We start from the raw sequence: 22,885 nt of genomic DNA on the forward strand, positions 1-22,885 counted from the left end.
AAAAAATTCAAGAACTATTACTCCAATTACAAAAAAAGCGCCAAGAATCCAACTGAATGGAATTCTCGGCAACCACTTTTATCAATCTTAGTTAACCATTTTTTGCGCTTCACGTAGTTGATACGTACGTACACGGCGCGGTAAGAAACGGCGAATTTCATCTTCATTGTACCCAACTTGCAAACGTTTTTCATCAATAATGATAGGACGTCTTAATAAGCCAGGATTTTTCTGGATTAATTCAAATAGTTGTTGCAAAGGAAGGCTATCTAAATCCACGTTCAATTTTTGGAACGTTTTTGAACGAGTGGAAATAATTTCATCTGTACCGTCCTCAGTCATACGAAGAATTTCTTTAATTTCATCCAAACTAAGTGGCTCAGAAAAAATGTTTCTTTCCTTATAAGGGATATCATGTTCTTCCAACCATGCACGAGCTTTTCGGCAAGATGTGCAACTAGGTGAAGTGTATAACGTTACCATTAGACATTCACACTCCTTATCGGGTATTGTTTCATTCATATAACGAAATTCTAGCAATATCTCTATTTGGAAAATTCATTAAAGAACTTACACTTCATTATACACTAATTTTGTGAAATTCTATATACTATTTTTTAAAATTTTCTTTCCAAATATGTAAAACCATTGTTAGCAAGCCGTTATGTATATGATACCCCTACTATAACTTGTTTAAACTAAAATCACATGAAAAAAAACGCTTTTTTATGAGAATTTCATGAGAATTTTAATTTTGTGAAAAAAACATCAATCAAATTTTACTCTGATTGATGTTTTAGTGTTATTTTGTAGCGGCTTCAGCAGTTAGCTTAGCATGCTTTTCTTTATACATAACTTCTTCTTCTTCTGAACAATAAACAAAGTGTCCAGGAGCGATTTCGCGCATTTTAATTTCATCGCCATCTTTATAGTTATGAGAAGTTGGATCATATGCTTTACGCACACGAGTACGCTCATAATTTGGATCTGGCAAAGGAATCGCGGATAAAAGAGATTCCGTATACGGGTGAAGCGGTGCATGATATAAATCATTGGCAGGCGCTAACTCGACTAATTTACCGAAGTACATTACACCGATACGATCACTAATGTATTTAACCATTGATAAATCGTGGGCAATGAAAAGGTATGTTAGATTTTTTTCTTTTTGTAATTGACGTAATAAGTTAACTACTTGCGCTTGGATAGATACATCCAGTGCGGAAATAGGCTCATCGGCAATAATAAATTCTGGCTGAACAGCAAGCGCACGAGCAATACCGATACGTTGACGTTGACCACCGGAGAATTCATGCGGGTAACGACCAGCATGTTCTTTACTTAGACCAACTGTTTCAAGTAGCTCATAAACTTGTTGATTCGTTTCTTCAGGCGTTTTAGCAAGGCCGTGGATACGAATACCTTCTGCAATGATATCTTTAACTTTCATACGCGGATTTAAAGACGCATATGGATCTTGGAAAATCATTTGCATTTTACGGCGGAATTCAAGCATTTCTTTACGGCTTTTACGTGCATGCACATTTTTGCCATTATAAATAACTTCTCCACCAGTTGCATCGTATAAACGAATAATAGTACGTCCAGTTGTAGATTTACCACAACCTGATTCTCCTACTAAACCAAGTGTTTCACCTTTATAAATATCAAAAGAAATATCATCAACAGCGCGTACTTCACTTGCAGTACCTTTGTTAAAGTATTGCTTTAGATTATGAATTTCTAATAATTTTTCTCTTTGTTCAGTCATTCTACTTCTACCCCTTTCGCATGGACAGCTTGCATGCCAGGATGAAGTTCCGCAAACTGCTCTTGGCGACGTAATACAGCATCAGGAGGCGTTACTTCTGGTGCATCAGGATGAAGCAACCATGTAGCCGCATAATGCGTATCAGACACCTTAAATAGTGGTGGCTCTTCTTCAAGGTCAATTTGCATTGCGTATTTATTACGTGCAGCAAATGCGTCCCCTTTTGGAGGATGAAGTAAATCTGGTGGTGTACCTGGGATAACAAATAATTCTTCATCATCTGTATCCAAAGTAGGCATCGAACTAATTAATCCCCATGTATAAGGATGTTGCGGATTATAGAAAATTTCATCAACCGTACCGATTTCAACAATTTTACCACCGTACATAACGGCAACGCGGTCTGCAACGTTTGCTACAACACCAAGGTCATGGGTAATAAAGATAATCGATGTGTCAATTTTTTTCTGTAAATCCTTCATTAAGTCTAAAATTTGCGCTTGGATAGTTACATCTAGCGCTGTTGTTGGCTCATCTGCAATAAGAATTTGCGGGTTACAAGCAAGTGAAATCGCAATAACAACCCGTTGACGCATCCCACCAGAAAATTGGTGAGGATATTGTTTAATTCTTTCTTCTGCATTTGCAATACCAACTAATTGAAGTAAACGAAGAGCTGTTTTGTGCGCTTCATGTTTACTGATTTTTTGGTGCTTAATAAGTGGTTCAGAAATTTGTTTACCAATTGTCATCGTTGGATTTAAGGATGTCATTGGATCTTGGAAAATCATAGCTATATCTTTCCCACGAATTTTTTGCATTTGTTTTTCGTGAGCTTTAGCGATATCCATTCCGTTAAATAAAATTTGGCCACTTTTAATTTCTGAGTTACCTTCTGGAAGTAAACGCATAATCGATTTTGTCGTTACTGATTTACCAGAACCAGATTCGCCAACAATCGCTAAGGTTTCCCCTTTATATAAGTCAAAATTAACTCCACGAATCGCCTTAACTTCTCCGGCATATGTGTGGAATGAAATATTTAAATCTTTAACTTCTAATAGCTTTTCCATTTTTCCTCACCTCTCTTTTAATCGCGCATTTTAGGATCAAAGGCATCGCGCAAACCATCTGCAATTAAGTTAAATGCAATCATGATGATACAAAGTACAATACATGGATAAAGAATCATATACGGTAATACTTGTAATGTTTTATATCCATCATTAACCAAGACACCAAGAGACGCTGCTGGCGCTGGAAGACCAAGTCCAATAAAGCTTAAAAAGGCTTCAAAGAAAATCGCACTAGGAATACTAAACATAATGTTAATGATAATAATCCCAGAAATATTTGGTATTAAATGTTTAATAAGAATTTTAGGAGTAGATTCCCCTAAAGTTGTGGAAGCCATAACGAATTCTTGATTTTTGAGTTTTAAAACTTGTCCCCTGACTACCCGGGCCATCGTTATCCAACTTGTCATCGCAATCGCTATGATAATAGAAATTATCCCTGGATCAAGTATTAGCATCATTAAAATAACGACAACTAAGTTTGGAATAGCACCAATAACTTCTAGCACACGTTGCATAAAGTTATCGACACGACCTCCAACATAACCAGAAATCAAGCCGTAAGTAACACCAATGATTAAATCACATAGTGCTGCAACAACAGCAATAATAAGAGATACACGTGTACCAGCCCAAATACGAGCAAATTGGTCACGTCCAAGCGTATCACTACCTAACCAGTAGTAAGTACCCTCTTTAATATTATTTTGTTTATAAATATCAACGTCTTCGCCACCAATGGATTGATGTCCATTCCAGAAAGGCATATTTTCAAAGCCTTGAACTTTTGGAGGAAGACTCGCATTTTCAGTAATCTGTCTATTAATATCATGTTTTGGTCCTAAGTTTTGTGACAAATAAGGGCCTACAATTGCCATGATAATAACAAGTGCTAATACAATCAGCGACACTAACGCCGCTTTATTTTTACGAATACGAAGCCAAGAATCTTGCATAAACGTCAAACTTGGACGAGTAATTTTTTCCGCTTCGGCATCTAGAATGTGTGCTGGCTGGAATCTTTCTTTTGCAATTTTATGTTCTGCCATTATTTTCTACCTCCAGACACACGGATTCGTGGATCAATCAATCCGTAAAGAATATCTACTACCAAGATAACAAATACAAGCATAGCAGCAAATAATAATGTAGTTCCCATGATAACTGGGTAATCGTTCATTTGAATAGAAGAAACGAATTGGCTACCGATACCAGGGATACTGTAAATATTTTCAATAACAAGGGAACCAGTCATCAGTGCAACCGATAATGGTCCTAAAACTGTAATTAAAGGAATAAGTGCATTACGAATCGCATGCTTAACCGCTACTTCCGTTCTACTATTCCCTTTCGCTTTTGCAAGTAGAACATAATCAGATGCAAATACATCGATTAACTCTGTTCTCATGAAACGAGCTGCTGTCGCTAGTGGGAACATCGCAAGTGCGAATGCTGGCAGAATAGTATCTGCAAACGTCCCCCAACCTGCTACTGGGAAAATTTGAAGTTTTGCTCCAAGCCAGTATTGTAAAACAGTCGCAAATACGAAAGATGGGACTGACTTACCTAATATTGCTATAAATGTACTCGTATAATCCGGCCACTTATTCTGATACATGGCCGCTACTACCCCGAGTAAAATACCAAAAATAACACCAAATACCATTGCCTCGAGGGCTAATTGGACAGATGGACCAATCAGTGCACCTAAAATCTCAGACACTGGTCTATTATCAAGTTGGAAAGAAACACCTAAGTCCCCTTTTACCAAACCTGTCATATAATTAAAGTATTGGACTGGAATTGAATCATTTAGTCCGTATTTTTCATTCATCATGTGAATTTGTTCGTCAGATAGTTTCTCCTGATTACGGTAAGGCGTACCAGGTAAGAATTTCATAAGAACAAACGTAACCGAAGCAATGATGAATAACGTTATAAGCATATATAATACTCTTTTTAACGTATATTTAACCATCTATCTCTACACCTCCCAGTTTTAATAAATATATAAAAAAAGTCATTCCTAACCAAATCCGCAAGTTTAGTGAGCCTTTTTCTTCATTTCTAAACTTTTATTGCATTAGCGCAAATTAGTTAGGAAAAAAACTTCATTTTTCGAATGTTAGGTTTCTAGATAACTAGAAAAGGATACTTTAATTTTAAATTATAACACATGAAAACATGAAAATCATCAGCAAAAGGAGAGAGCATATCGAAATATACTCTCTCTTTCCGTCAAGCATTTCTTAAAGACTAATATTTTATTTAGTCAAGTATGTTTCTTTGTAAGTGTAATCTGGACCAAATGGATTTTTTTGCAAGTTTTTAATGTAGTCTTTTTGTAGGTATGCAGTAGAACGTTGATAAAGTGGTTGAATAGCTACATCATCCGTAAGAAGGATTTTTTCTGCTTTAACCATTTCATCCCAACGTTTTTGATCGTCAGCTGCATAAGTTACAGAAGCATCATTTAAAATCTTGTCATAGTCTTTGTTAGAATAACTCATTCTGTTTTGTGCACCATCAGTTACGAATAGGTTCAAGAAAGTGGATGGATCTTGATAGTCAGGACCCCAGCCGCTCATTGAGAAGTCGTAATCTTGGTTTTGGTCATTTTGTAAACGAACTTTAAATGGTACGTTTTTAAGTTTAACTGTAAGACCGTCTAAGTTCTTTTGTAGTTGATCTTGAATGAATTCAGAAGATTTTCTCGCATTTTCAGTATCATCACTAGTGAATTCAACTGTAATTTCGGAAACTCCAAGTTCTTTCAAACCAGCTTTCCATGCTTTTTGTGCTTCTTTTACATCATATTCTAAATGTTTACCAGATTCTTTTGTATAATCTTCTTTGTTACCTGGGTCAAAAGTGAAACCTTCTGGTACAAGATTGTTTGCAGGTTTAGATCCGTTTTTAAGAACTGTATCAGTGTACGATTGTTTGTCAATCGCAAGAGCTATAGCTTTACGGATGTTTTTGTTAGCAAATACTGTGTCTTTGCCAGCACGTTTTTGGTTAAATTTAATGTAGAATGTTGAAGAATCATTCACTGTAACGTAGTCTTTATTGTTTTTGTTTTGAGCCGCGTAATCAGCACTTAATACTGTACGGTCAACTTTGTCAGTGTTGTATAAGTTAAGTCCAGTACCGGAGTCTTGAACAACTTGTACGTTGATTTGTTTCAACTTAACTTTATCTTTATCCCAGTAGCTATCATTTTTTACATAAGTCCATTTTTTGTTTGTTCCAGTCCAGTCTTTCAACTCGAAAGGTCCGTTGAATAACATGTTATCACTATTTTGTGCATATTTTTCGCCTTTTTCCGTAACGAATTTTTCGTTAAGTGGGAAGAAAGTTGGGAATGCAAATAATGAGTTAATGTAAGCAGTTGGTTTAGCTAAAGTAATTTCTAAAGTATAGTCATCTACTGCTTTAATTCCTAATTCTTCAGGTTTTTTCTTGCCAGCTACGATATCAGTACCATTTTTGATTGCATCAAATAGGTAAGAATAAGTTGCAGCAGTGTTAGGGTCAACTGCACGACGCCATGAGTAAACATAGTCATTTGCAGTTACAGGATCTCCGTTAGACCATTTTGCGTCTTCACGAAGTTTGATAGTATAAACTGTTTTGTCATCGCTAATTTTTGGCTCTTCAGCAGCACCGGCAATGGCAGGAATACCATCTTTGTCAAGCGCATATAGACCTTCGTTTGTTTGGTTTACAACGTTTAAACCAACTTGGTCATCCGCTTTTGTGCTGTCTGCAGAAGGAATTAGTGCGCTTTCTGTCAAGTTAAGTACTTGATCTCCTGAAGCTTTTCCTGAATCTGAGCCTTTTTTGTCGGATTTGGAATCTGATCCGCCTCCGCATGCTACCAAGACTAAGCTTAGTAATAGTGTTAATCCAAGTGTAAGAAATAATTTAGATTTTTTCACTAAGTAGACCTCCCTTTTTTATTTTTCTGAAAAATTGTTTCGATACCTATTATACTCTAAGATTTCTGGCTTTGTAAATTATTTTTACAAGATAAATGAAAACAAGGATGAAAGATACAAGTTATTAAAATATTAAGGCAAAATTGAAATTGCGTGAAAACTCTGAACAGAGAGTGTTACACAATCCTCTATTTTGCAATAAATCGAATTAATTATGTATACTTTGCTAAACCTTTTGATTAAGTTTTCAGAAAACATAACCATTTAAATTGATAAATTTACGCTGAACTTTGCCAATTAAGTTTTAACTGGAAGAAGTCATCTTTTTTGTATAAGTGAAAATATCGAACCCCTTTAAATTTTTAAAGGATTATTATATTTATATACTTTTTTTGAGCTGTTGTCTAGATAAAAATACCAAAAATTTAATTAAATTTTGTAATAAATTCGAAAAACGTTGATATAAAGGCATTTTTTTATTAACAATCTGTAAAGACACTAAGGCGTTTTTTTGAACAAAAATGGACAAATTTCTAACATTGCATGATAGCTTCCTTCTATCATATAGTCTTTCTATGGAAATTATGATAGAGTGAATTATGAATTTTAATTAGAGGTGAAGAAATGTTTTTACGAATTACTATTTATACACTTATTCAAGAAGCCATTATTTTTGGTATTCTGCTTTTCGGCAAAAACCAGCATGTTAGTATAAGCAATTATGTGGATATTTCTTTCCTTGTAGCGCTTATTACATTATTAATAGGGTTATTCGTTTATATTATGAGAAGTGGCTTTTTAGACCGTGTTCATAACGGCTTTCGAAACATCTCTCGTAAAATTAAACGAGAAGAAGAGAGCGAGTTCTCAGATATGCTGTTATCCGAGCTAGTTGGCCTTCAGTACGCTGGAATTTTGATTAGTTCGCTTCTTGTTATGCTATCTAGTATCCTATGCATGTTTTTGTGATTGACAAGCCGTTTTGAAAACTGCTAAAATAAATGTATTATAACTGATGCGTTAATAGGAAGATTAGTACATTTTGTTGCTTTATAATAGAGAGTCTGTGGTTGGTGAAAACAGATAAAGCGCAAAATCGAATGGACTTCTAAGGACTGTTTGTGAAAGATTAGTAGCAAACGGCGGCTAAAGACCGTTACTTCTTTAATAGAAATTTTCTATTGCTAAGAGCCTTTTTGGTACTTAGGGTGGCACCGCGGATAACCGTTCGTCCCTAACATTTATATGTTGGGATGGACGGTTTTTTATTTTCGCAATCAGTGAAAAAATTGGAGGAATAAACATGAAAAAAGTAATCTTTTCCGGAATACAACCTAGTGGACAACTAACTTTAGGAAACTATATTGGGGCGTTGAAACAATTTGGGCAGTTCCAAGATGAGTACGAATGTTTTTATTGTATCGTAGACGAGCACGCGATTACGGTACCACAAGATAGATTAAAACTTCGCGAGCAAACAAGAAGCCTAGCAGCCCTTTATTTAGCGGTTGGACTTGATCCAGAAAAAGCGACTCTTTTTATTCAATCAGAAGTAGCAGCACACGCACAGGCTGCTTGGATTTTACAATGCAACGTCTATATTGGCGAATTAGAGCGTATGACGCAATTTAAAGATAAATCAGACGGAAAGGCAGGCGTTAGTGCTGGACTTTTAACCTACCCTCCTTTAATGGCTGCTGATATCTTACTTTATCAAACAGACTTAGTACCTGTTGGCGAAGACCAAAAACAACATATTGAATTAACTCGTGACTTAGCAGAGCGATTTAATAAAAAACATGCGGATATTTTTACGATGCCAGAAGTATTTATTCCTAAACAAGGCGCTCGAGTGATGTCTTTACAAGATCCAACGAAAAAAATGAGTAAATCGGATGCTAATTTAAAAAATGCGATTTTCTTACTTGATCCCCCAGCAACTATTAGAAAAAAAATCAAAAGTGCTGTAACGGATTCTAGTGGTATCATCGAATATAATAAAGAAGAAAAACCAGGTGTATCTAACTTGCTAACTATTTATTCCGTTATTACTGGAGAAACGATTGCTAGTATAGAAGAAAAATATGTAGGCAAAGGTTATGGCGATTTTAAAACCGACTTAGCCGAGTTAGTTGTTGCTGAACTTGAGCCGATTCAAGAAAGATACTACGCTTATCTAGAATCAGCAGAATTAGATACTATTTTAGATGCAGGAGCAGAAAAAGCAGCTCGTGTAGCTAATAAAACATTGAAGAAAATGGAAAATGGCGTTGGGCTTGGCCGTAAACGCAGAAAATAACTATAAAAAAGCCGAGTACTTAGATTAACTCAAGTACTCGGCTTTTTCTATTTAAGCATTAACCTACTTTAATTTCCACATCAATGTTTCCGCGAGTTGCTTTAGAATATGGGCATACTTCATGCGCTTTTTTAAGTAGTGCTTCTGTTTTTTCTTCATCTTGGCCTTCGATAGTTCCTTCTAATAAGACACCAATTTTAAAGCCATTGTCTTCTGGATCGCTGTACAAGCTGACAGTTGCTGTTACTGTACTTTTCGCTTCAATTCCAGCTTTGCCAAGAACTAATTCTAAAGCGCTGTTGAAACAAGCCCCGTATCCAGCGGCAAAAAGTTGTTCTGGGTTCGTTCCGCCTCCACCATCTCCACCAAGTTCTGTTGGTGCAGAGATATCGAAGTAAAATACGTTATCTGGTGAATGTACTTCACCGCTTCTTCCCCCAGTATTAATGACCGTTGTTTCATATAGTTTTTTCATTTTCTATTCCTCCTAATTGATTAGTTAATGCTTGTATTTTTGTAAGTAATTGTCTGTAGTCTAATTCGGCAAAATCGAGTAATTGAAGGCAGTTGTCCACGCTTTTTAATACATCTGGTTGTATTTTTATTGCTTTTTCTGTCAGGCGAATATACACACGTCGCTCGTCTTCCGGATGACGATTCCGTGTAACATATCCTAAATGCTCCATTCGTTTTAGCATAGGTGTTAACGTTCCGCTATCTAAAGCCAGTCGTTTACCAAGATCTGATACCGTTTGTTCCTCGCCTTCCCATAGAACAAGCAGTGCAATGTATTGTGGATAGGTTAATTGAAACGGCTCTAAAGCTTCACGATACAGTTTCGTAAATTGTTTGGATGCATTGTAAACAGAAAAACACAGCTGTTCTTCTAATATGCGCGTGTTCGTGTCCAACATGTTCTCCTCCTTTTAAGTTGTGTGCAATTTAATTTTATACAATATCAATAAATAAAGCTAGTTTTCTGCTCAAAAAAAGCCTTACCCCGAATTAGAGGTAAGGCTTTTGACTATTATCTTATTCTTCTATTCTTTTGAATACTAAAGTAGCGTTATGGCCACCGAAGCCGAAAGAGTTAGAAAGTGCTACATTTACTTCTGTTTCACGAGCTACATTTGGAACATAATCCAAGTCACAAACTTCATCTTGGTTTTCTAAATGAATTGTTGGCGCGATAATGTTATCACGGATACTCAACAGTGCAAAAATAGCTTCAATACCACCAGATGCACCTAAAGTGTGTCCAGTCATTGATTTAGTTGAACTAATTGCTAATTTTTTCGCATGGTCACCGAAGACTGTTTTAATTGCTTGTGTTTCATATTCGTCATTGTAAGGCGTACTTGTTCCGTGTGCATTAATGTAATCCACTTTATCAGGAGAAAGTCCTGCATCATCAATTGCCATTTTCATTGCACGAGCTGCACCTTCACCATTTGGAGCCGGAGCTGTAATGTGGTATGCATCACCTGTTGCGCCGTAGCCAACGATTTCTGCATAAATTTTCGCACCACGAGCTTTTGCGTGTTCATATTCTTCTAAAATAACAATCCCTGCACCCTCACCAATAATAAAACCATCACGGTCTTTATCAAATGGACGACATGCAGTTTCTGGATCTGGATTTAATGATAAAGCTTTATTCGCAGTGAAACCAGCAAGCGACATTTTAGTAATCGGTGCTTCTGCTCCACCTGTAATCATGGCATCAGCATCTCCGCGTTCGATAACTTTAAATGCGTCACCGATAGAGTTTGTTGCTGTTGCACAGGCTGTAACTGTTGTAGAGTTAATACCTTTTGCTCCGAAACGAATAGAAACTTGACCGGAACCCATATCCGGAATCATCATTGGAACGAAAAACGGACTAACTCGACGATGGCCGCGGTTTAAGAAAATTTCAAATTGTGTTTCGAAAGTTTCCATTCCGCCGATTCCTGAACCAATCCAAACGCCTACGCGAGTTGCATTGGAATCATCAATAACTAAACCAGAATCTTGTACAGCCATTTCAGCACTTGCAATCGCGTAATGCGTGAAACGGTCCATTTTACGAGCTTCTTTTTTCTCTAGATATTTTTCTACATCAAAATCTTTTAATTCTGCTGCAATTTTAACCGGAAAGTCATCCGGATTAAGTCTTGTCATTTCTGCAACACCATTAACACCTTTTTTTGCGTTTTCCCAAGAAGTTTCCGCATCGTTTCCAATTGGTGTAACAGCGCCAATACCAGTAACAACTACTCTTCTCTTATCCATTTACTCATCTCCTTATTTTGCAATTCATAAAAAACAACTTCTGTCTAATGACAGCAGCTAGTATAAAGTTAAGGCTTTATTTAAAATTAAAAATAGTGCACAAACAAATAAACCAAAAGCCTGTTTCATTATAACATAAATAAAGGAAAGTTGTCCTAACAAAAAATAATCGTTAGGGCAACTTTCCATTTTTAATTTGTTGCTTACTTACCCCAACGAATAATTAGGGCGCCCCAAGTTAGTCCGCCGCCAAAACCGACAAGCAAGACATTATCGTTATCATTAATCCGTCCTTCTTCTACTGCGTCAACAAGAGCAAGCGCGATAGAAGATGAGGAAGTGTTCCCGTATTTATGAACAGTTTTCATTAGTTTTTCTTCAGGTAAATTCAAGCGTTCACGAGAAGCTTCCATGATACGAATGTTTGCTTGGTGAGGAATTAATAAATCTAATTCTTCTTTTTCAAGACCAGCACGTTCCAGTACACGTAAAGAAGCTTCACCCATTTGGCGAACTGCAAAACGGAATACTTCGCGTCCATTCATATAAATCTTTTTATTTTCATCTAAGTTCAAGTATTTTCCACCAGAACCATCAGAACCTAAGTCGAATGAAAGCAAACCATGATCATCAGAAACTGGTCCCATAACAACGGCACCTGCACCGTCACCGAATAATACAGCTGTTGCACGATCATCCCAGTTAGTGATTTTAGATAATTTATCTGCACCAACAACTACGATATTTTTATATGCGCCTGTTTTAATGAATTGTGCTGCTGTTACTACACCAAAAGTAAAGCCAGCACAAGCTGCTTCCACGTCCATACCCGCAGCATTTTTTGCCCCTAGACGGTCTTGGATAATATTCGCAACGGATGGGAATGTTGCTTCTTGCGTAACGGTTGCAACGATAAATAAATCAATATCATCTGGAGTAAGACCAGCGTTCTCAATTGCTACTTTTGCTGCTTCATAAGCTAAATCGTGCGTATATTCATCATCGCGAGCAATTCTTCTTTCTTCAATACCAGTTCGAGTACGAATCCACTCGTCGGATGTTTCCATTATTTTTTCTAAATCGAAGTTTGTTACTATTCTTTCAGGTACGTATTTACCTACTCCTAAAATTCCTGCGTTCATGTGTTCTCCTCCATATCAAACTGCATCAGGATGAAAATATGCTTTTTCTCCTGGATATTTTATGACCTGGTACTAATTTTAACAGAGAAATATCATTTACGCAATTGGATTGCTATTTTTATTTTGCTGTTAGCGTTTTGTCAGGATTGTTTTCAGCGAAACCGCCTGCTTTGGACCAGCCAATAACTTTCCCATCTTCTGATTTAATACGGTACCAATATTCATTTTTCACATCTGCTCGGCGATCTATATCTAGTTCTTTTCCTAGATAATCATTTAAATCAGTTACTACTTTCGAATTATCTTCTACAGGATAAGCATAGATTTTTTGGTCTGAATCGGTGATGTATTTATCTAGCGTTACACTCGTTTCATTTTGTGGTGTGTAGAAAACTGTTACCGATTGACTGCTAATCCACCCAATTATCTTACCTTGATCTTGCAGTTGATACCATGTTCCTTTTTCTGTATTCGCTTTTTGAGCGATTCGAAGTGTTTTATTTTGGTAATCTTTGGTCACTCCTGCTTTTTCTGCACCTTCTGTATTATATGGTTTTGTCCAAATAACTTCTTCGCCCGGATTTGTAATTTCTGCATAGGCTAATTGGTTTTCGGTTGATGTTACTGTATCGTAAATTTGGTCATATCGATCCAAATGGTAAGTTTCGATGGTTGAAATGAGTTTTTCAGCATACCCTGGGTCAGTTGCATAACCTGCATCTTGAATAGCGTGTGCTGCGTTTTTATAATCGGTTTCTCCAATTACCGCGGAATATAATTCTGAATTACCGGATACTCCGTTGACAAAAAGTTGCGCATGATCGACTAATGATGCCTTTTTGTCTGGATATTTTCTAAAGTCGGCTTGTGTGTGGTATGCCTTGCCGTTGCTAAATTCTTGTGTCCCCATAGAAACGGAACTTCCTTCATAGCTACCTTTAATTCCAAACAAGTTATTAGCTGAAGTTGATAAACCACTTTTTCCCCAGTTGGATTCTAAAATGGCTTGAGCTAAAGTAACACTCGTTAATATTTTTTCATCTTTTTGTAAATCTTGCGCATCAGTTGCGATTGATTGTATAAATTGTTGTTGTGATAAAGTCATTCCTGCTTGACTCACTGTCGTTTGGCTCGCTTCTGCTGCCCCTGCATCCACAAAGGGTAACAATGTAGAACTTACGATGACACTTGCTAGTAAAATCTGCGTGAATTTCTTTTTCATTATCAGTTGGCACTTCCTATCCAAATTAGTTAGTTCCCCCAATTTAAATGGCTCTGTCTCTGTTAACCTTCTTCATTCTAGCATTTTCATTCTGAGAGCCTACTAATTTTTCAATGAAAGATTTATCATAAAGTAAGCAGAATGGCTATTCTAAAGGTTTTTCGCTAACCTATTTACATTTGACAATATTATGTCATTGCTTATTTGCCCCTTTACACTACTATTCTCCGTACTTGCGGTTTTTCCTTCCTTTTTTTCGATAATCGCATTTTCAAATGATATATGATTGGATAATCTAATTTTATGTGCTAAAATGTATAATGAAATAGATGAAATGGGGTGTAAGGATGCGTTACGTGGTGACTGTAATTTGGGTATTCTTACTTTCTTTAATGGCTGAATTCGTTCTTTCTTCCATGTTATATGTATCATTTGATATGACACGGGCTATTATTTTAACAGTAGGGTTATCCTTCTTCATTATTTTAATCACTTTCTTGATGCCTAAAGATAGCGAAGTTTATGACTTTAAGTAAACATCCAACTTTCTGATAGCGAGAACTCACTTTTCGAGTGTAGCTCAAAAAAAGAACCTCTTTCCAATAACTGGAAAGAGGTTCTTTTTTTATTTGTCCAAATAATATTTGTTGACTGGTTTTAAATCATCATTTAATTCGTATACAAGCGGTACGCCTGTTGGAATTTCTAAGTCCATTATTTCATCGTCGCTAATTCCTTCTAAGAATTTCACTAATGCTCGTAAGCTATTACCATGAGCTGCAATAACTACTCGGCGTCCAGCTTTAATTTCTGGAGCAATTGTATCCATCCAATAAGGAATAACACGTTCTAGCGTTACTTTTAAGTTTTCACCTGATGGAATCGCGTGTGTATCAAGTAGTTGATAACGGCGATCATTCTTTGCTTGTCTTTCATCGTTTTCTTCTAATAATGGTGGAAGAGTATCATAGCTTCTACGCCATTTTTGTACTTGGTCAGCGCCGTATTTTTCAGCGGTTTCTTCTTTATTAAGACCTTGTAGCGCTCCGTAATGTCGTTCATTTAAACGCCAAGATTTATTGACTGGAACCCACATTTGATCAGATTCTTCTAGCACATAATTAAGTGTTTTAATGGCTCTTGTTAATACGGAAGTGAAGGCTACATCAAATTCTAAGCCGGCTTCTTTAATTCTTTTTCCTGCAGTTTGCGCTTCTATAACGCCTTCTTCTGACAAGTCCACATCATGCCAACCTGTAAATAAATTCAATTTGTTCCATTCACTTTGACCGTGACGAATTAATACTAATTTCATCTTCCTCATCCTTCCATTTTCGTCTATTTTCTAAACGACTAATCCAACCAAAGTTTTCCCTTTCAAGCAGGGTGTCAAACCTTTTCCATATTATTCTGTAACTTTAAAAGTAAATTCTTTATCGTGCAAATCAATTTCCACGGATGAATGTGGCATGATTTTACCAGATACAATTTCTCTTGCTAGAGGTGTTTCTACATGACGCACAATATAGCGTTTAAGTGGTCGTGCGCCGTAAACTGGATCATACGCTTCTTCTGCAATGAAAGCTTTGGCATCATCAGAAATAGTGATAGAGATTTCTTGATCAGCTAAGCGAAGTTGCAATTCTTCTACTAATTTCTCCACAATTCCTTTAATATCAGCAAGTGTCAGTGGTTTAAATAGAATAATATCGTCTACTCGGTTCAAGAATTCTGGTTTAAATTCGCTTTGTAAAATTTGCATAACGTCTGATTCTAATTCCGCTGAAATCTCGCCTTCTTCGGTTCTTTCAAGCAATAAATTGGAGCCGATATTAGAAGTCATAATAATCACAGTGTTTTTAAAATCAATTAAACGACCTTGCGAATCAGTGATACGTCCATCATCAAGCACTTGTAATAGGATATTAAATACGTCTGGATGCGCTTTTTCGATTTCATCAAGTAAAACAATTGAATAAGGATTTCGTCTTACAGCTTCCGTTAGTTGTCCGCCTTCCTCGTAGCCAACATAACCTGGAGGAGCTCCGACAAGTCTTGATACAGAATGTTTCTCCATATATTCAGACATATCGATTCGAATCATATGGTCTTCTGAATCAAACATATTAAACGCGAGAGCTTTCGCGAGTTCTGTTTTACCAACACCTGTAGGACCTAAGAAAATAAAGGAACCGATTGGGCGTTTTGGATCTTTAATGCCGGCACGGGCACGCAATACTGCATCACTGACTAATTGAACGGCATCATCTTGACCGATTACTTTTTGGTGCAATACATCTGCTAGTTTTAATAGTTTTTCGCGTTCGCCTTCTACGAGCTTAGTTACTGGTATTCCAGTCCAACGTCCGACAATTTCTGCGATTTCATTTTCTGTGACTTCTTCTTGTAAAATCCGATCTTCTTGCGCTGTTTTCTCGCGATTTTCTTCTTCTAAAGCGAGTAATTCTTTTTCCACAGCTGGGATTTTGCCGTGACGTAATTCTGCGGCTTTGTTTAAATCGTAGTTGTTTTCCGCTTCTTCTAATTCATGGCGTAAATGGTCGATTTGTTCTCGAACTTCGCGAATTTTACCGATTTCGCTTTTTTCGGATTCCCATTTTGATTTCATTTTATTTGCTTCTTCTTTATAGTCAGCTAGTTCCCGTTGTAAAATTTCTAAGCGTCGTTCACTTGCTGGGTCTTTTTCTTCTTTTAAAGCTGCTTCTTCAATTTCTAATTGCATTACTTTTCTTGTTACTTCATCGAGTTCACTAGGCATAGAGTCGATTTCGACACGAATCGTTGCGCATGCTTCGTCTACTAAATCAATTGCTTTATCTGGTAAAAAGCGGTCGGTAATATAACGGTTGGAAAGACTCGCTGCCGCCACTAACGCATTATCATGAATATTAACACCATGATGGATTTCAAAACGTTCTTTTAAACCACGTAAAATGGAAACTGTATCTTCCACGGTTGGTTCTGGAACAAGTACTTTTTGGAAACGTCTTTCAAGAGCAGCATCTTTTTCGATATATTGGCGGTATTCATCCAATGTTGTCGCGCCGATACAGTGTAGTTCTCCTCTGGCAAGCATTGGTTTTAACATATTTCCGGCATCCATCGCGCCGTCTGTTTTCCCAGCTCCAACAATCGTATGAATTTCATCAATAAAGAGTAAAATTTGGCCATCGCTTTGTTTTACTTCTTGGAGTACTGCTTTTAAACGTTCTTCAAATTCACCGCGATATTTAGCTCCAGCGATAAGGGAACCGATATCCAGCGAGATAATTGTTTTATCCTTTAGTCCTTCTGGTACGTCTTTTCTAACGATACGTTGCGCTAAACCTTCGACAATAGCCGTTTTACCAACACCTGGTTCGCCGATTAATACCGGATTATTTTTTGTTTTTCTAGATAAAATCCGGATAACGTTACGAATTTCTGCATCGCGTCCGATAACTGGATCGAGTTTGCCGCTTCTAACTTCCGCAACTAAATCACGTCCATATTTTGTTAAAGCTTCATAGTTTTCCTCTGCATTTTGAGAAGTCACTCTTTTCCCTCCTCTGATTTTTAAAATGGCTTCTTTGATTTGTTTTTTAGTTTTATGTTGATTTTTTAGTTCAGTTGTAATTGGATTCGACTTTTGATCCATGACAGCTAGGATAAGATGTTCTGTTGAAACAAAATCATCTTCTAATTGTTGTTGTTCTTTTTCCGCATCCCGCATTAGTTGGAAAAGTGCCTGGCTCATTGCTTGGCCGTAATTCACTCCACTTCCTGAAACTACTGGGATTTTGTCCAAAGTATTGTCTACTACTTTTTGAAGTGCGTCTGTGTCAACTTCTGCTACATCATATACCCGTTTTGCAAAATCGCTCTCTGTTATTAACACTTTAAAAACGTGTGCAACGTCGATTTCTTGATGTTCTGATGCAATAGCTAGATTTTGTGCGTCCGCAATTGTTTGCTGGACTTGTTGTGTAAATTTTTGTAAATCCATTTATTCGTCCTCCTTATAAAAGATAAGTCTGACCTTTTTTGACCTTAACTTTATTATAGAATTTTAAATTGTGTTTGTCTAACAAAAACCTTCTTTTTATAGAAAAAGATCTACCAATTTTTAAGTTGGCAGATCTTCTAAGTTTTCTTAGTCACGGCCAGTAAATAGACGTAGTAAGAACATAAATAAGTTAAGGAAATCAAGATATAAATTCATCGCAATCATTGGTACGTCTGCAAGTTCCACATCGCGCTTCATAATTTGGTTGAAATCATACAAAATGTATAATGAGAAAATAATCGTTCCGCCTGCTGAAATAATCGTTGACAACATAGAGCCTAGTGGTAAAAAGACTCCCACAAAGCTAAAGATGATAAGAATGATAACTGCAGCGAATAACGCACTACTTAAGAAAGATAAGTCTTTCTTCATTTTCGCACCAATAAATGCTAGTGTCGTGAAAGTAACGGTTGCTGTAACAAATGCCATCAGAACTGCAGCACCTTGCCCAGCGCCAAAATAATATGTCAAAGTTGGTCCAAGCGTTAAACCTGTGACAAACGCAAATGCTAGTAAAACGGGATAACCTACAATTTTATTAATGGTTTTGCTTCGACGCACAACTATAGCTGTAACTAGTAACGCGACTTCTAATACGACAAGAGGCAAATAAAGTTCTGGGCTTAATTTACTCCCAATCGCAGCACCGATAGATGCAAGTAGCAAAGAAAATACAAACCAATTAAGTATTTTTTGCATAATAATTTGTTTCTCTGTTCTTTTCTCTGTATTTACTCGCTCCGATGTGTGATTGATTTCGTTCATGAACATTTCTCCTCTTCCAGTTGATTAGTTTTATTATAGCAAAAGAATTATTACATTTCTATCGGTCTTGCGTTGGAATTTCACAAAAAAAGAAGCGCACAAGAGCACTTCTTTAAATTAAATCAAATTGTTTTAAGCCTAGCATGATGCCGTCACTATTGTTGTCTTTCGTTACAAATGCGGCTTTTTCTTTTAATAGAGGTACAGCGTTTTCCATTGCAATCGCATAGTCCACCGCGCCAAACATTTCCAAGTCGTTCATACCATCACCAAAAGCGTAAGTGGGAACATCCTGATAACCCATTACTTCAAGTAGTTTAGAAATACCAACTGCTTTGGAGCCACCTTTTTTTAATACATCGTTGCTAAAAGGTGTGTTTCGAACGAATTGTAGTTCTGGAAAACGTTCTGGGAAATAGTCGTCTCCTGTTTCGAGTAAAAGAAGTGCCATATTGATTGTTTCTTCTTTATACATATTCGTTCTTACTTCTGGCATTGGCTCACCTAGGAAGTCATAGTGCGCTTTTACAACTGGCGTGTTTGCGGTAGCGCCAATTCTTTTATCATTATAATAACAAACTTCTACATTTTGTGATTTAGCTTCTTCTGTCAAACGTTTTAAGAGAGCCGCATCAATTACATCTTCGTATACTTTTTCGCCTTCAAAAATAGCCATTTGTCCATTCATCATTACTGCGGATTCGATGCCGGTAATTTTCATTTGATGACTTATTTCTATAAGTGTCCGTCCAGTAGCAATGACAGGAATAATATTATTTTCCCGAAGTTTGTCTAATGCTTGAAGTGAGCTATCAAGTACTTTGGAGTCACTATTTAAAAGTGTTCCGTCCATATCAAAAAAACAAATTCCACGTGGTTTCACATTATCCATCCTTTACTAACATAATATATCCATCATACCAATCTTACGGACGTAAAGTAAAGGCTATTTGTACATGACAAAATCTCCAGTGTGCTCAAAACCAAGGCGATGGTATATTTCACCAGCGACCGGATTATCATAGAACAAACACGGTTTCTTCCCTTCCGCTAAAACATCGCAACATAATTTTTTGAGAAGTGTGCTCGCAAAGCCACGTTGCCGGTAACCGTCAGTTGTTGCAACACCTGTAATCATTGCTGAAAAGGAATTCTCTGCGGATGTTTCTGCTACGGCTACTACTTCTTGATCTTGTTCAATATAATAAATTCGTTTAACGCCTTTTTCAATTTGGCGAATAATTAATTCTTCATTTTCGTCGCGTGTGCCAAATTCTTTAATATCTTTGCGCATTTTAATAATTGGCGCTACGTCTTCGGCTACTGCCGTTCTGACAATAACATCTTGATTTACGGAAATACGATTTACATGTTCGCACTCGCAAAAATAAGTATCTTGTCTTTTTTCAGCAAGTTGTGGTAAAAATGCTTCAAATTCCTTTGTGACACGAGAAATACCGCTAATTTCATAGGTATCATGCTTAGCAATAATTTCTGAGAAAGCTTTTGCATCAAAATTAGCATCTTTTGAATAAGGTAAGAAAAACGTATCGAATCGAAGTAACAATGCGTGTAATTTGCCCGCTGAATCGAATTCGCCCCAAAGATCTTGCACATCACTCTCGTAACCAAAATTTTCGATATCCCCAATAATAAATAAATTCAGGGTTGCTTCGGGTTTTAAAAGTGCCATTACTTCTTCATTATCAGATACAGTTAGTTTTCTAATCATGTGCCACACTCCTATTTTGAAAATTGTCTTCATTTTACGTGAGTTAGTTAGGTTCGTCAAGCCCTGAATATTCCATATAAAAAAGCTTGGGACAATTAGTCCCAAGCTTCTTAAGATTCGTAATGAATTTCGCCAATTTTTAGCAATAAGCTGATTGCATTGAATTTTTCGTCTCCAAGATGCATTTTGTTTGTATCTTGAAATGTAATAGGTGCTGATGTAATGGCTTCTTTCGGTTGTTCAAAGAATTTTTCTTCAAGTGCCAAACTTTCTGTAATTTGTGTTATGTATTTTTGGAATTTAGTTTCGTTTCTCATTTTCCCTATCATTAATGCTTTTAAAGTGCTTTGGGAAATCCCGACTACAAGCGCGAATGTTCTATGAGTATATCCATTTATTTTCATATAAAGTGACAAATTAGTGGCAATTCTTTGTTTCTCTGCCTTGTTTTTCATTTGGGTGAACCTCCTGTCTTTCTATAGTTATCATTATGCCCGGTGAAGATGAGAATTTGATTAAAACTTCATAGTATTTAGCTAAAAATATTGAAAACGTTTTCTTTTATTGCGAAAAAATATGCCGGAATAATATCTATCCCGGCACGTTTTTTATTTTGTGTATTTTTCCCAGACAACCGTTCTTAATACTTCTAAAAATTCTGGGTCGGCATTTGGCATTGGTGGTCGGTGGTATGCTGCGCCAACTTCATCTGTTACTACTTTACATTCATAATCATTGTCGTAAAGTACTTCTAAATGTTCCGCAACAAAGCCAACTGGCGTATAAATAAAGTGTTTATATTTTTCTTGACCGTAAAGTTCTCTTGTTAAATCTTGTACATCAGGTCCAAGCCAAGGTTCTCCGGTCTTCCCTTCACTTTGCCATCCTAATGCGTAATGAGGTACTGCGACTTCTCCAAAGATTAAATCTGCTGTTTCTTGTAGTTGGTCTGGGTATGGATCATTATGTTGTTTAATTTTTTCTGGCAAACTATGCGCCGAAACGATTAAAACAGTATCCATTAATTCATCTGGTGGAATTTGTTTGGCTGTTTCGTTAATTCGGTCAGCCCACATTTGGATGAATTTCGGTTGTTTATACCAGTCATTAATAGCCTTAATCTCGATACTACCTAGTTTATCTGCAGCGTCTTTTGCTCTTTTATTGTATGCTTCGACGCTAAAACTAGAATAATGTGGCGCTAAAACGATGGAAATCGCTTCTTCTATACCGTCTTTATGCATCGCCTCGACCGCATCTTCAATGAAAGGTTCGATATGTTTCAAGCCAATATATGCTTTAAATTCTACTTCGTCTTGCGTTTCATTTAGTGTTTTTTCTAATCCATAGGCTTGTGCTTCGGTTATTTTTGCTAGTGGAGATAGGCCGCCGATAGCGTGATATCTGCCGCGTAAATCTGCAATCATTTCTTCGCTTGGCTTGTGACCGTGACGGATATCGGTATAGTAACGTTCGATATCTTCATCTTTGTACGGTGTCCCGTAAGCCATTACAAGTAAACCTACTTTTTTAGTCATTTTTTATCATCCTTTTTTTAATAGAATTTCGCTTCTCTCATGGATGTAATTTGTTAGTTTTTTCAGCATTTCTGGTGGTACTTCTGGGAAAACGCCGTGTCCTAAGTTAAAGATAAAACCTGGTTTTAATACGCCTTCTTGCAAAATCCGTTCGGCTTCTTCCAAACATTTTTCTGGTGCAAGTAGCGTGGACGGGTCTAAATTCCCTTGGATTGCTTTGGTTGGCACTTTTTGTCTAGCAGTTGTTAGTGTTTCACGCCAGTCAACGCCAACGACATCAAGCGGCATAGTTTCCCATTCTGCTAAAAGATGACTTGCGCCAACTGCTTGCATAATAATTGGCGTCGTCGGATGGACAGCCTTTACTTCTCGCACAATCATTTCGATAACAGGTCGGATGTATGTCGCATAATCGGCTCGGCTAAGTGCGCCTACCCAAGAATCAAATAATTGCACAGCGGAAGCCCCTGCGTTAATTTGCGCTACTAAATAGCTCGCAGTCATTCGGCCAAGTTTTTCCATTAATATTGCCCACACTTCTGGTTCGCGGTACATAAAGCTTTTTGTTTGGTGGTAATTTTTCGATGGGCCACCTTCTATCATATAGCTTGCTAAAGTGAACGGCGCTCCTGCAAAGCCAATTAGTGGCACCTCTAACATATCATCTGCTAGTAGTTTTATCGTATCGAGCACATATGGTACTTCGATTTCCGGTTGAAAGATTGTCAGTTTTTCTACATCTTGAAACGTTCTAATGGGATTATGTATCACTGGACCAATGCCAGACTTAATCTCTACGTCTACCCCCATCCCCGGAAGTGGTGTCATAATATCTTTATATAAAATTGCTGCGTCTACTCCGTATTGATCTACGGGCAGTTTTGTTACGTAAGCACATAATTCTGGTTGGTGCGTAATTTCAAATAGAGAGTATTGTTCTTTTAATTTGCGGTATTCTGGTTGGGATCTCCCTGCTTGTCTCATGTACCAAACCGGAATTCGGTCAACTTGTTCTTTTCGCGCTGCTTTTAAAAATAAATCATTCGTTATTTTTGTCAT

22 protein-coding genes and 1 other annotated feature are annotated in these 22,885 nt (G+C 37.0%); of the genes, 3 read left to right on the forward strand and 19 right to left on the reverse strand.

All coding sequences use genetic code 11. The features are described 5' to 3' along the window. Window positions 1-87: 87 nt before the first annotated feature. The 6 genes from spxA to HCJ55_RS02070 all read right to left on the reverse strand — a co-directional run bounded on the left by spxA (window position 88) and on the right by HCJ55_RS02070 (window position 6,788). A complete protein-coding gene (spxA, locus tag HCJ55_RS02045; RefSeq protein ID WP_003720569.1) occupies window positions 88-483 on the reverse strand; it encodes a transcriptional regulator SpxA in 396 nt (131 codons plus the stop codon). A 319-nt stretch (window positions 484-802) separates the two neighbouring features. Further along, on the reverse strand, window positions 803-1,771 hold the full coding sequence (locus tag HCJ55_RS02050; protein ID WP_185392518.1) for an oligopeptide ABC transporter ATP-binding protein OppF: 969 nt from the start codon (window positions 1,769-1,771) through the stop codon (window positions 803-805). After that, on the reverse strand, window positions 1,768-2,844 hold the full coding sequence (locus HCJ55_RS02055; RefSeq protein WP_003722316.1) for an ABC transporter ATP-binding protein: 1,077 nt from the start codon (window positions 2,842-2,844) through the stop codon (window positions 1,768-1,770). The genes HCJ55_RS02050 and HCJ55_RS02055 overlap by 4 nt, the downstream gene beginning before the upstream one ends. 17 nt (window positions 2,845-2,861) lie before the next feature. After that, window positions 2,862-3,896 carry an oligopeptide ABC transporter permease gene (gene opp3C / locus HCJ55_RS02060; RefSeq protein WP_185392517.1) on the reverse strand — a complete coding sequence of 345 codons (1,035 nt, stop codon included), beginning with the start codon at window positions 3,894-3,896 and terminating at the stop codon, window positions 2,862-2,864. After that, window positions 3,896-4,825 (reverse strand): oligopeptide ABC transporter permease, encoded by a 930-nt coding sequence (gene opp3b, locus HCJ55_RS02065; RefSeq protein WP_008948503.1) that lies wholly within the window; start codon window positions 4,823-4,825, stop codon window positions 3,896-3,898. Before opp3b ends, opp3C begins: the two co-directional genes overlap by 1 nt. A gap of 286 nt (window positions 4,826-5,111) precedes the next feature. Further along, complete coding sequence (locus tag HCJ55_RS02070; protein WP_185501872.1) at window positions 5,112-6,788, reverse strand: peptide ABC transporter substrate-binding protein; 1,677 nt, start codon at window positions 6,786-6,788, stop codon at window positions 5,112-5,114. Between the two features lie 624 nt (window positions 6,789-7,412). On the opposite strand from HCJ55_RS02070, the gene HCJ55_RS02075 reads away from it, so the two are divergent. Next, window positions 7,413-7,757, forward strand: coding sequence for a DUF3899 domain-containing protein (locus HCJ55_RS02075; protein ID WP_185501871.1), 345 nt, complete (start codon window positions 7,413-7,415; stop codon window positions 7,755-7,757). A gap of 42 nt (window positions 7,758-7,799) precedes the next feature. After that, window positions 7,800-8,027: a binding site (T-box leader), on the forward strand. Window positions 8,028-8,091: 64 nt separating this feature from the next. Then, window positions 8,092-9,087: a tryptophan--tRNA ligase gene (trpS, locus tag HCJ55_RS02080; RefSeq protein ID WP_008948507.1), complete on the forward strand. Its 996-nt coding sequence runs from the start codon at window positions 8,092-8,094 to the stop codon at window positions 9,085-9,087. A gap of 58 nt (window positions 9,088-9,145) precedes the next feature. Here trpS and HCJ55_RS02085 read toward each other — a convergent pair whose 3' ends face one another. The 5 genes from HCJ55_RS02085 to HCJ55_RS02105 form a co-directional block, all read right to left on the reverse strand. Continuing rightward, complete coding sequence (locus HCJ55_RS02085; RefSeq protein WP_008948508.1) at window positions 9,146-9,562, reverse strand: organic hydroperoxide resistance protein; 417 nt, start codon at window positions 9,560-9,562, stop codon at window positions 9,146-9,148. Next, window positions 9,546-9,998, reverse strand: coding sequence for a MarR family winged helix-turn-helix transcriptional regulator (locus HCJ55_RS02090; RefSeq protein ID WP_185502101.1), 453 nt, complete (start codon window positions 9,996-9,998; stop codon window positions 9,546-9,548). The genes HCJ55_RS02085 and HCJ55_RS02090 overlap by 17 nt, the downstream gene beginning before the upstream one ends. Before the next feature lie 121 nt (window positions 9,999-10,119). Beyond that, on the reverse strand, window positions 10,120-11,361 hold the full coding sequence (fabF, locus tag HCJ55_RS02095; RefSeq protein ID WP_008948510.1) for a beta-ketoacyl-ACP synthase II: 1,242 nt from the start codon (window positions 11,359-11,361) through the stop codon (window positions 10,120-10,122). Between the two features lie 203 nt (window positions 11,362-11,564). Then, window positions 11,565-12,503: a 3-oxoacyl-ACP synthase III FabH gene (gene fabH, locus HCJ55_RS02100; protein WP_185516820.1), complete on the reverse strand. Its 939-nt coding sequence runs from the start codon at window positions 12,501-12,503 to the stop codon at window positions 11,565-11,567. A 118-nt stretch (window positions 12,504-12,621) separates the two neighbouring features. Continuing rightward, window positions 12,622-13,749 (reverse strand): GW domain-containing glycosaminoglycan-binding protein, encoded by a 1,128-nt coding sequence (locus HCJ55_RS02105; RefSeq protein WP_185516823.1) that lies wholly within the window; start codon window positions 13,747-13,749, stop codon window positions 12,622-12,624. A 323-nt stretch (window positions 13,750-14,072) separates the two neighbouring features. Here HCJ55_RS02105 and HCJ55_RS02110 point away from each other — a divergent pair, with 323 nt between their 5' ends. Further along, window positions 14,073-14,261 (forward strand): YjzD family protein, encoded by a 189-nt coding sequence (locus HCJ55_RS02110; protein WP_185392509.1) that lies wholly within the window; start codon window positions 14,073-14,075, stop codon window positions 14,259-14,261. A gap of 89 nt (window positions 14,262-14,350) precedes the next feature. Here the strand turns inward: HCJ55_RS02110 and gpmA are convergent, their stop codons facing one another. The 8 genes from gpmA to hemE form a co-directional block, all read right to left on the reverse strand. Further along, window positions 14,351-15,040 (reverse strand): 2,3-diphosphoglycerate-dependent phosphoglycerate mutase, encoded by a 690-nt coding sequence (gene gpmA / locus HCJ55_RS02115; protein WP_185516825.1) that lies wholly within the window; start codon window positions 15,038-15,040, stop codon window positions 14,351-14,353. 90 nt (window positions 15,041-15,130) lie between these two features. Further along, window positions 15,131-17,731 (reverse strand): ATP-dependent chaperone ClpB, encoded by a 2,601-nt coding sequence (gene clpB, locus HCJ55_RS02120; RefSeq protein WP_185516827.1) that lies wholly within the window; start codon window positions 17,729-17,731, stop codon window positions 15,131-15,133. Between the two features lie 147 nt (window positions 17,732-17,878). Next, the gene (locus HCJ55_RS02125) at window positions 17,879-18,556 is read right to left on the reverse strand and encodes a Bax inhibitor-1/YccA family protein (RefSeq protein ID WP_185501869.1); all 678 of its coding nucleotides are present in this window, start codon (window positions 18,554-18,556) and stop codon (window positions 17,879-17,881) included. A gap of 112 nt (window positions 18,557-18,668) precedes the next feature. Continuing rightward, on the reverse strand, window positions 18,669-19,439 hold the full coding sequence (locus HCJ55_RS02130) for a Cof-type HAD-IIB family hydrolase (RefSeq protein WP_185504087.1): 771 nt from the start codon (window positions 19,437-19,439) through the stop codon (window positions 18,669-18,671). A 63-nt stretch (window positions 19,440-19,502) separates the two neighbouring features. Continuing rightward, a complete protein-coding gene (locus HCJ55_RS02135) occupies window positions 19,503-20,288 on the reverse strand; it encodes a GNAT family N-acetyltransferase (protein WP_185501867.1) in 786 nt (261 codons plus the stop codon). A 110-nt stretch (window positions 20,289-20,398) separates the two neighbouring features. Next, on the reverse strand, window positions 20,399-20,743 hold the full coding sequence (locus HCJ55_RS02140) for a hypothetical protein (protein WP_008948520.1): 345 nt from the start codon (window positions 20,741-20,743) through the stop codon (window positions 20,399-20,401). Between the two features lie 153 nt (window positions 20,744-20,896). Beyond that, a complete protein-coding gene (gene hemH / locus HCJ55_RS02145) occupies window positions 20,897-21,826 on the reverse strand; it encodes a ferrochelatase (protein ID WP_185516829.1) in 930 nt (309 codons plus the stop codon). A 6-nt stretch (window positions 21,827-21,832) separates the two neighbouring features. Next, window positions 21,833-22,885: a uroporphyrinogen decarboxylase gene (gene hemE / locus HCJ55_RS02150; RefSeq protein ID WP_185516831.1), complete on the reverse strand. Its 1,053-nt coding sequence runs from the start codon at window positions 22,883-22,885 to the stop codon at window positions 21,833-21,835.

The sequence above is a fragment of the Listeria marthii genome (genome assembly GCF_014227425.1).
Classification (GTDB): Bacteria; Bacillota; Bacilli; order Lactobacillales; family Listeriaceae; genus Listeria; species Listeria marthii.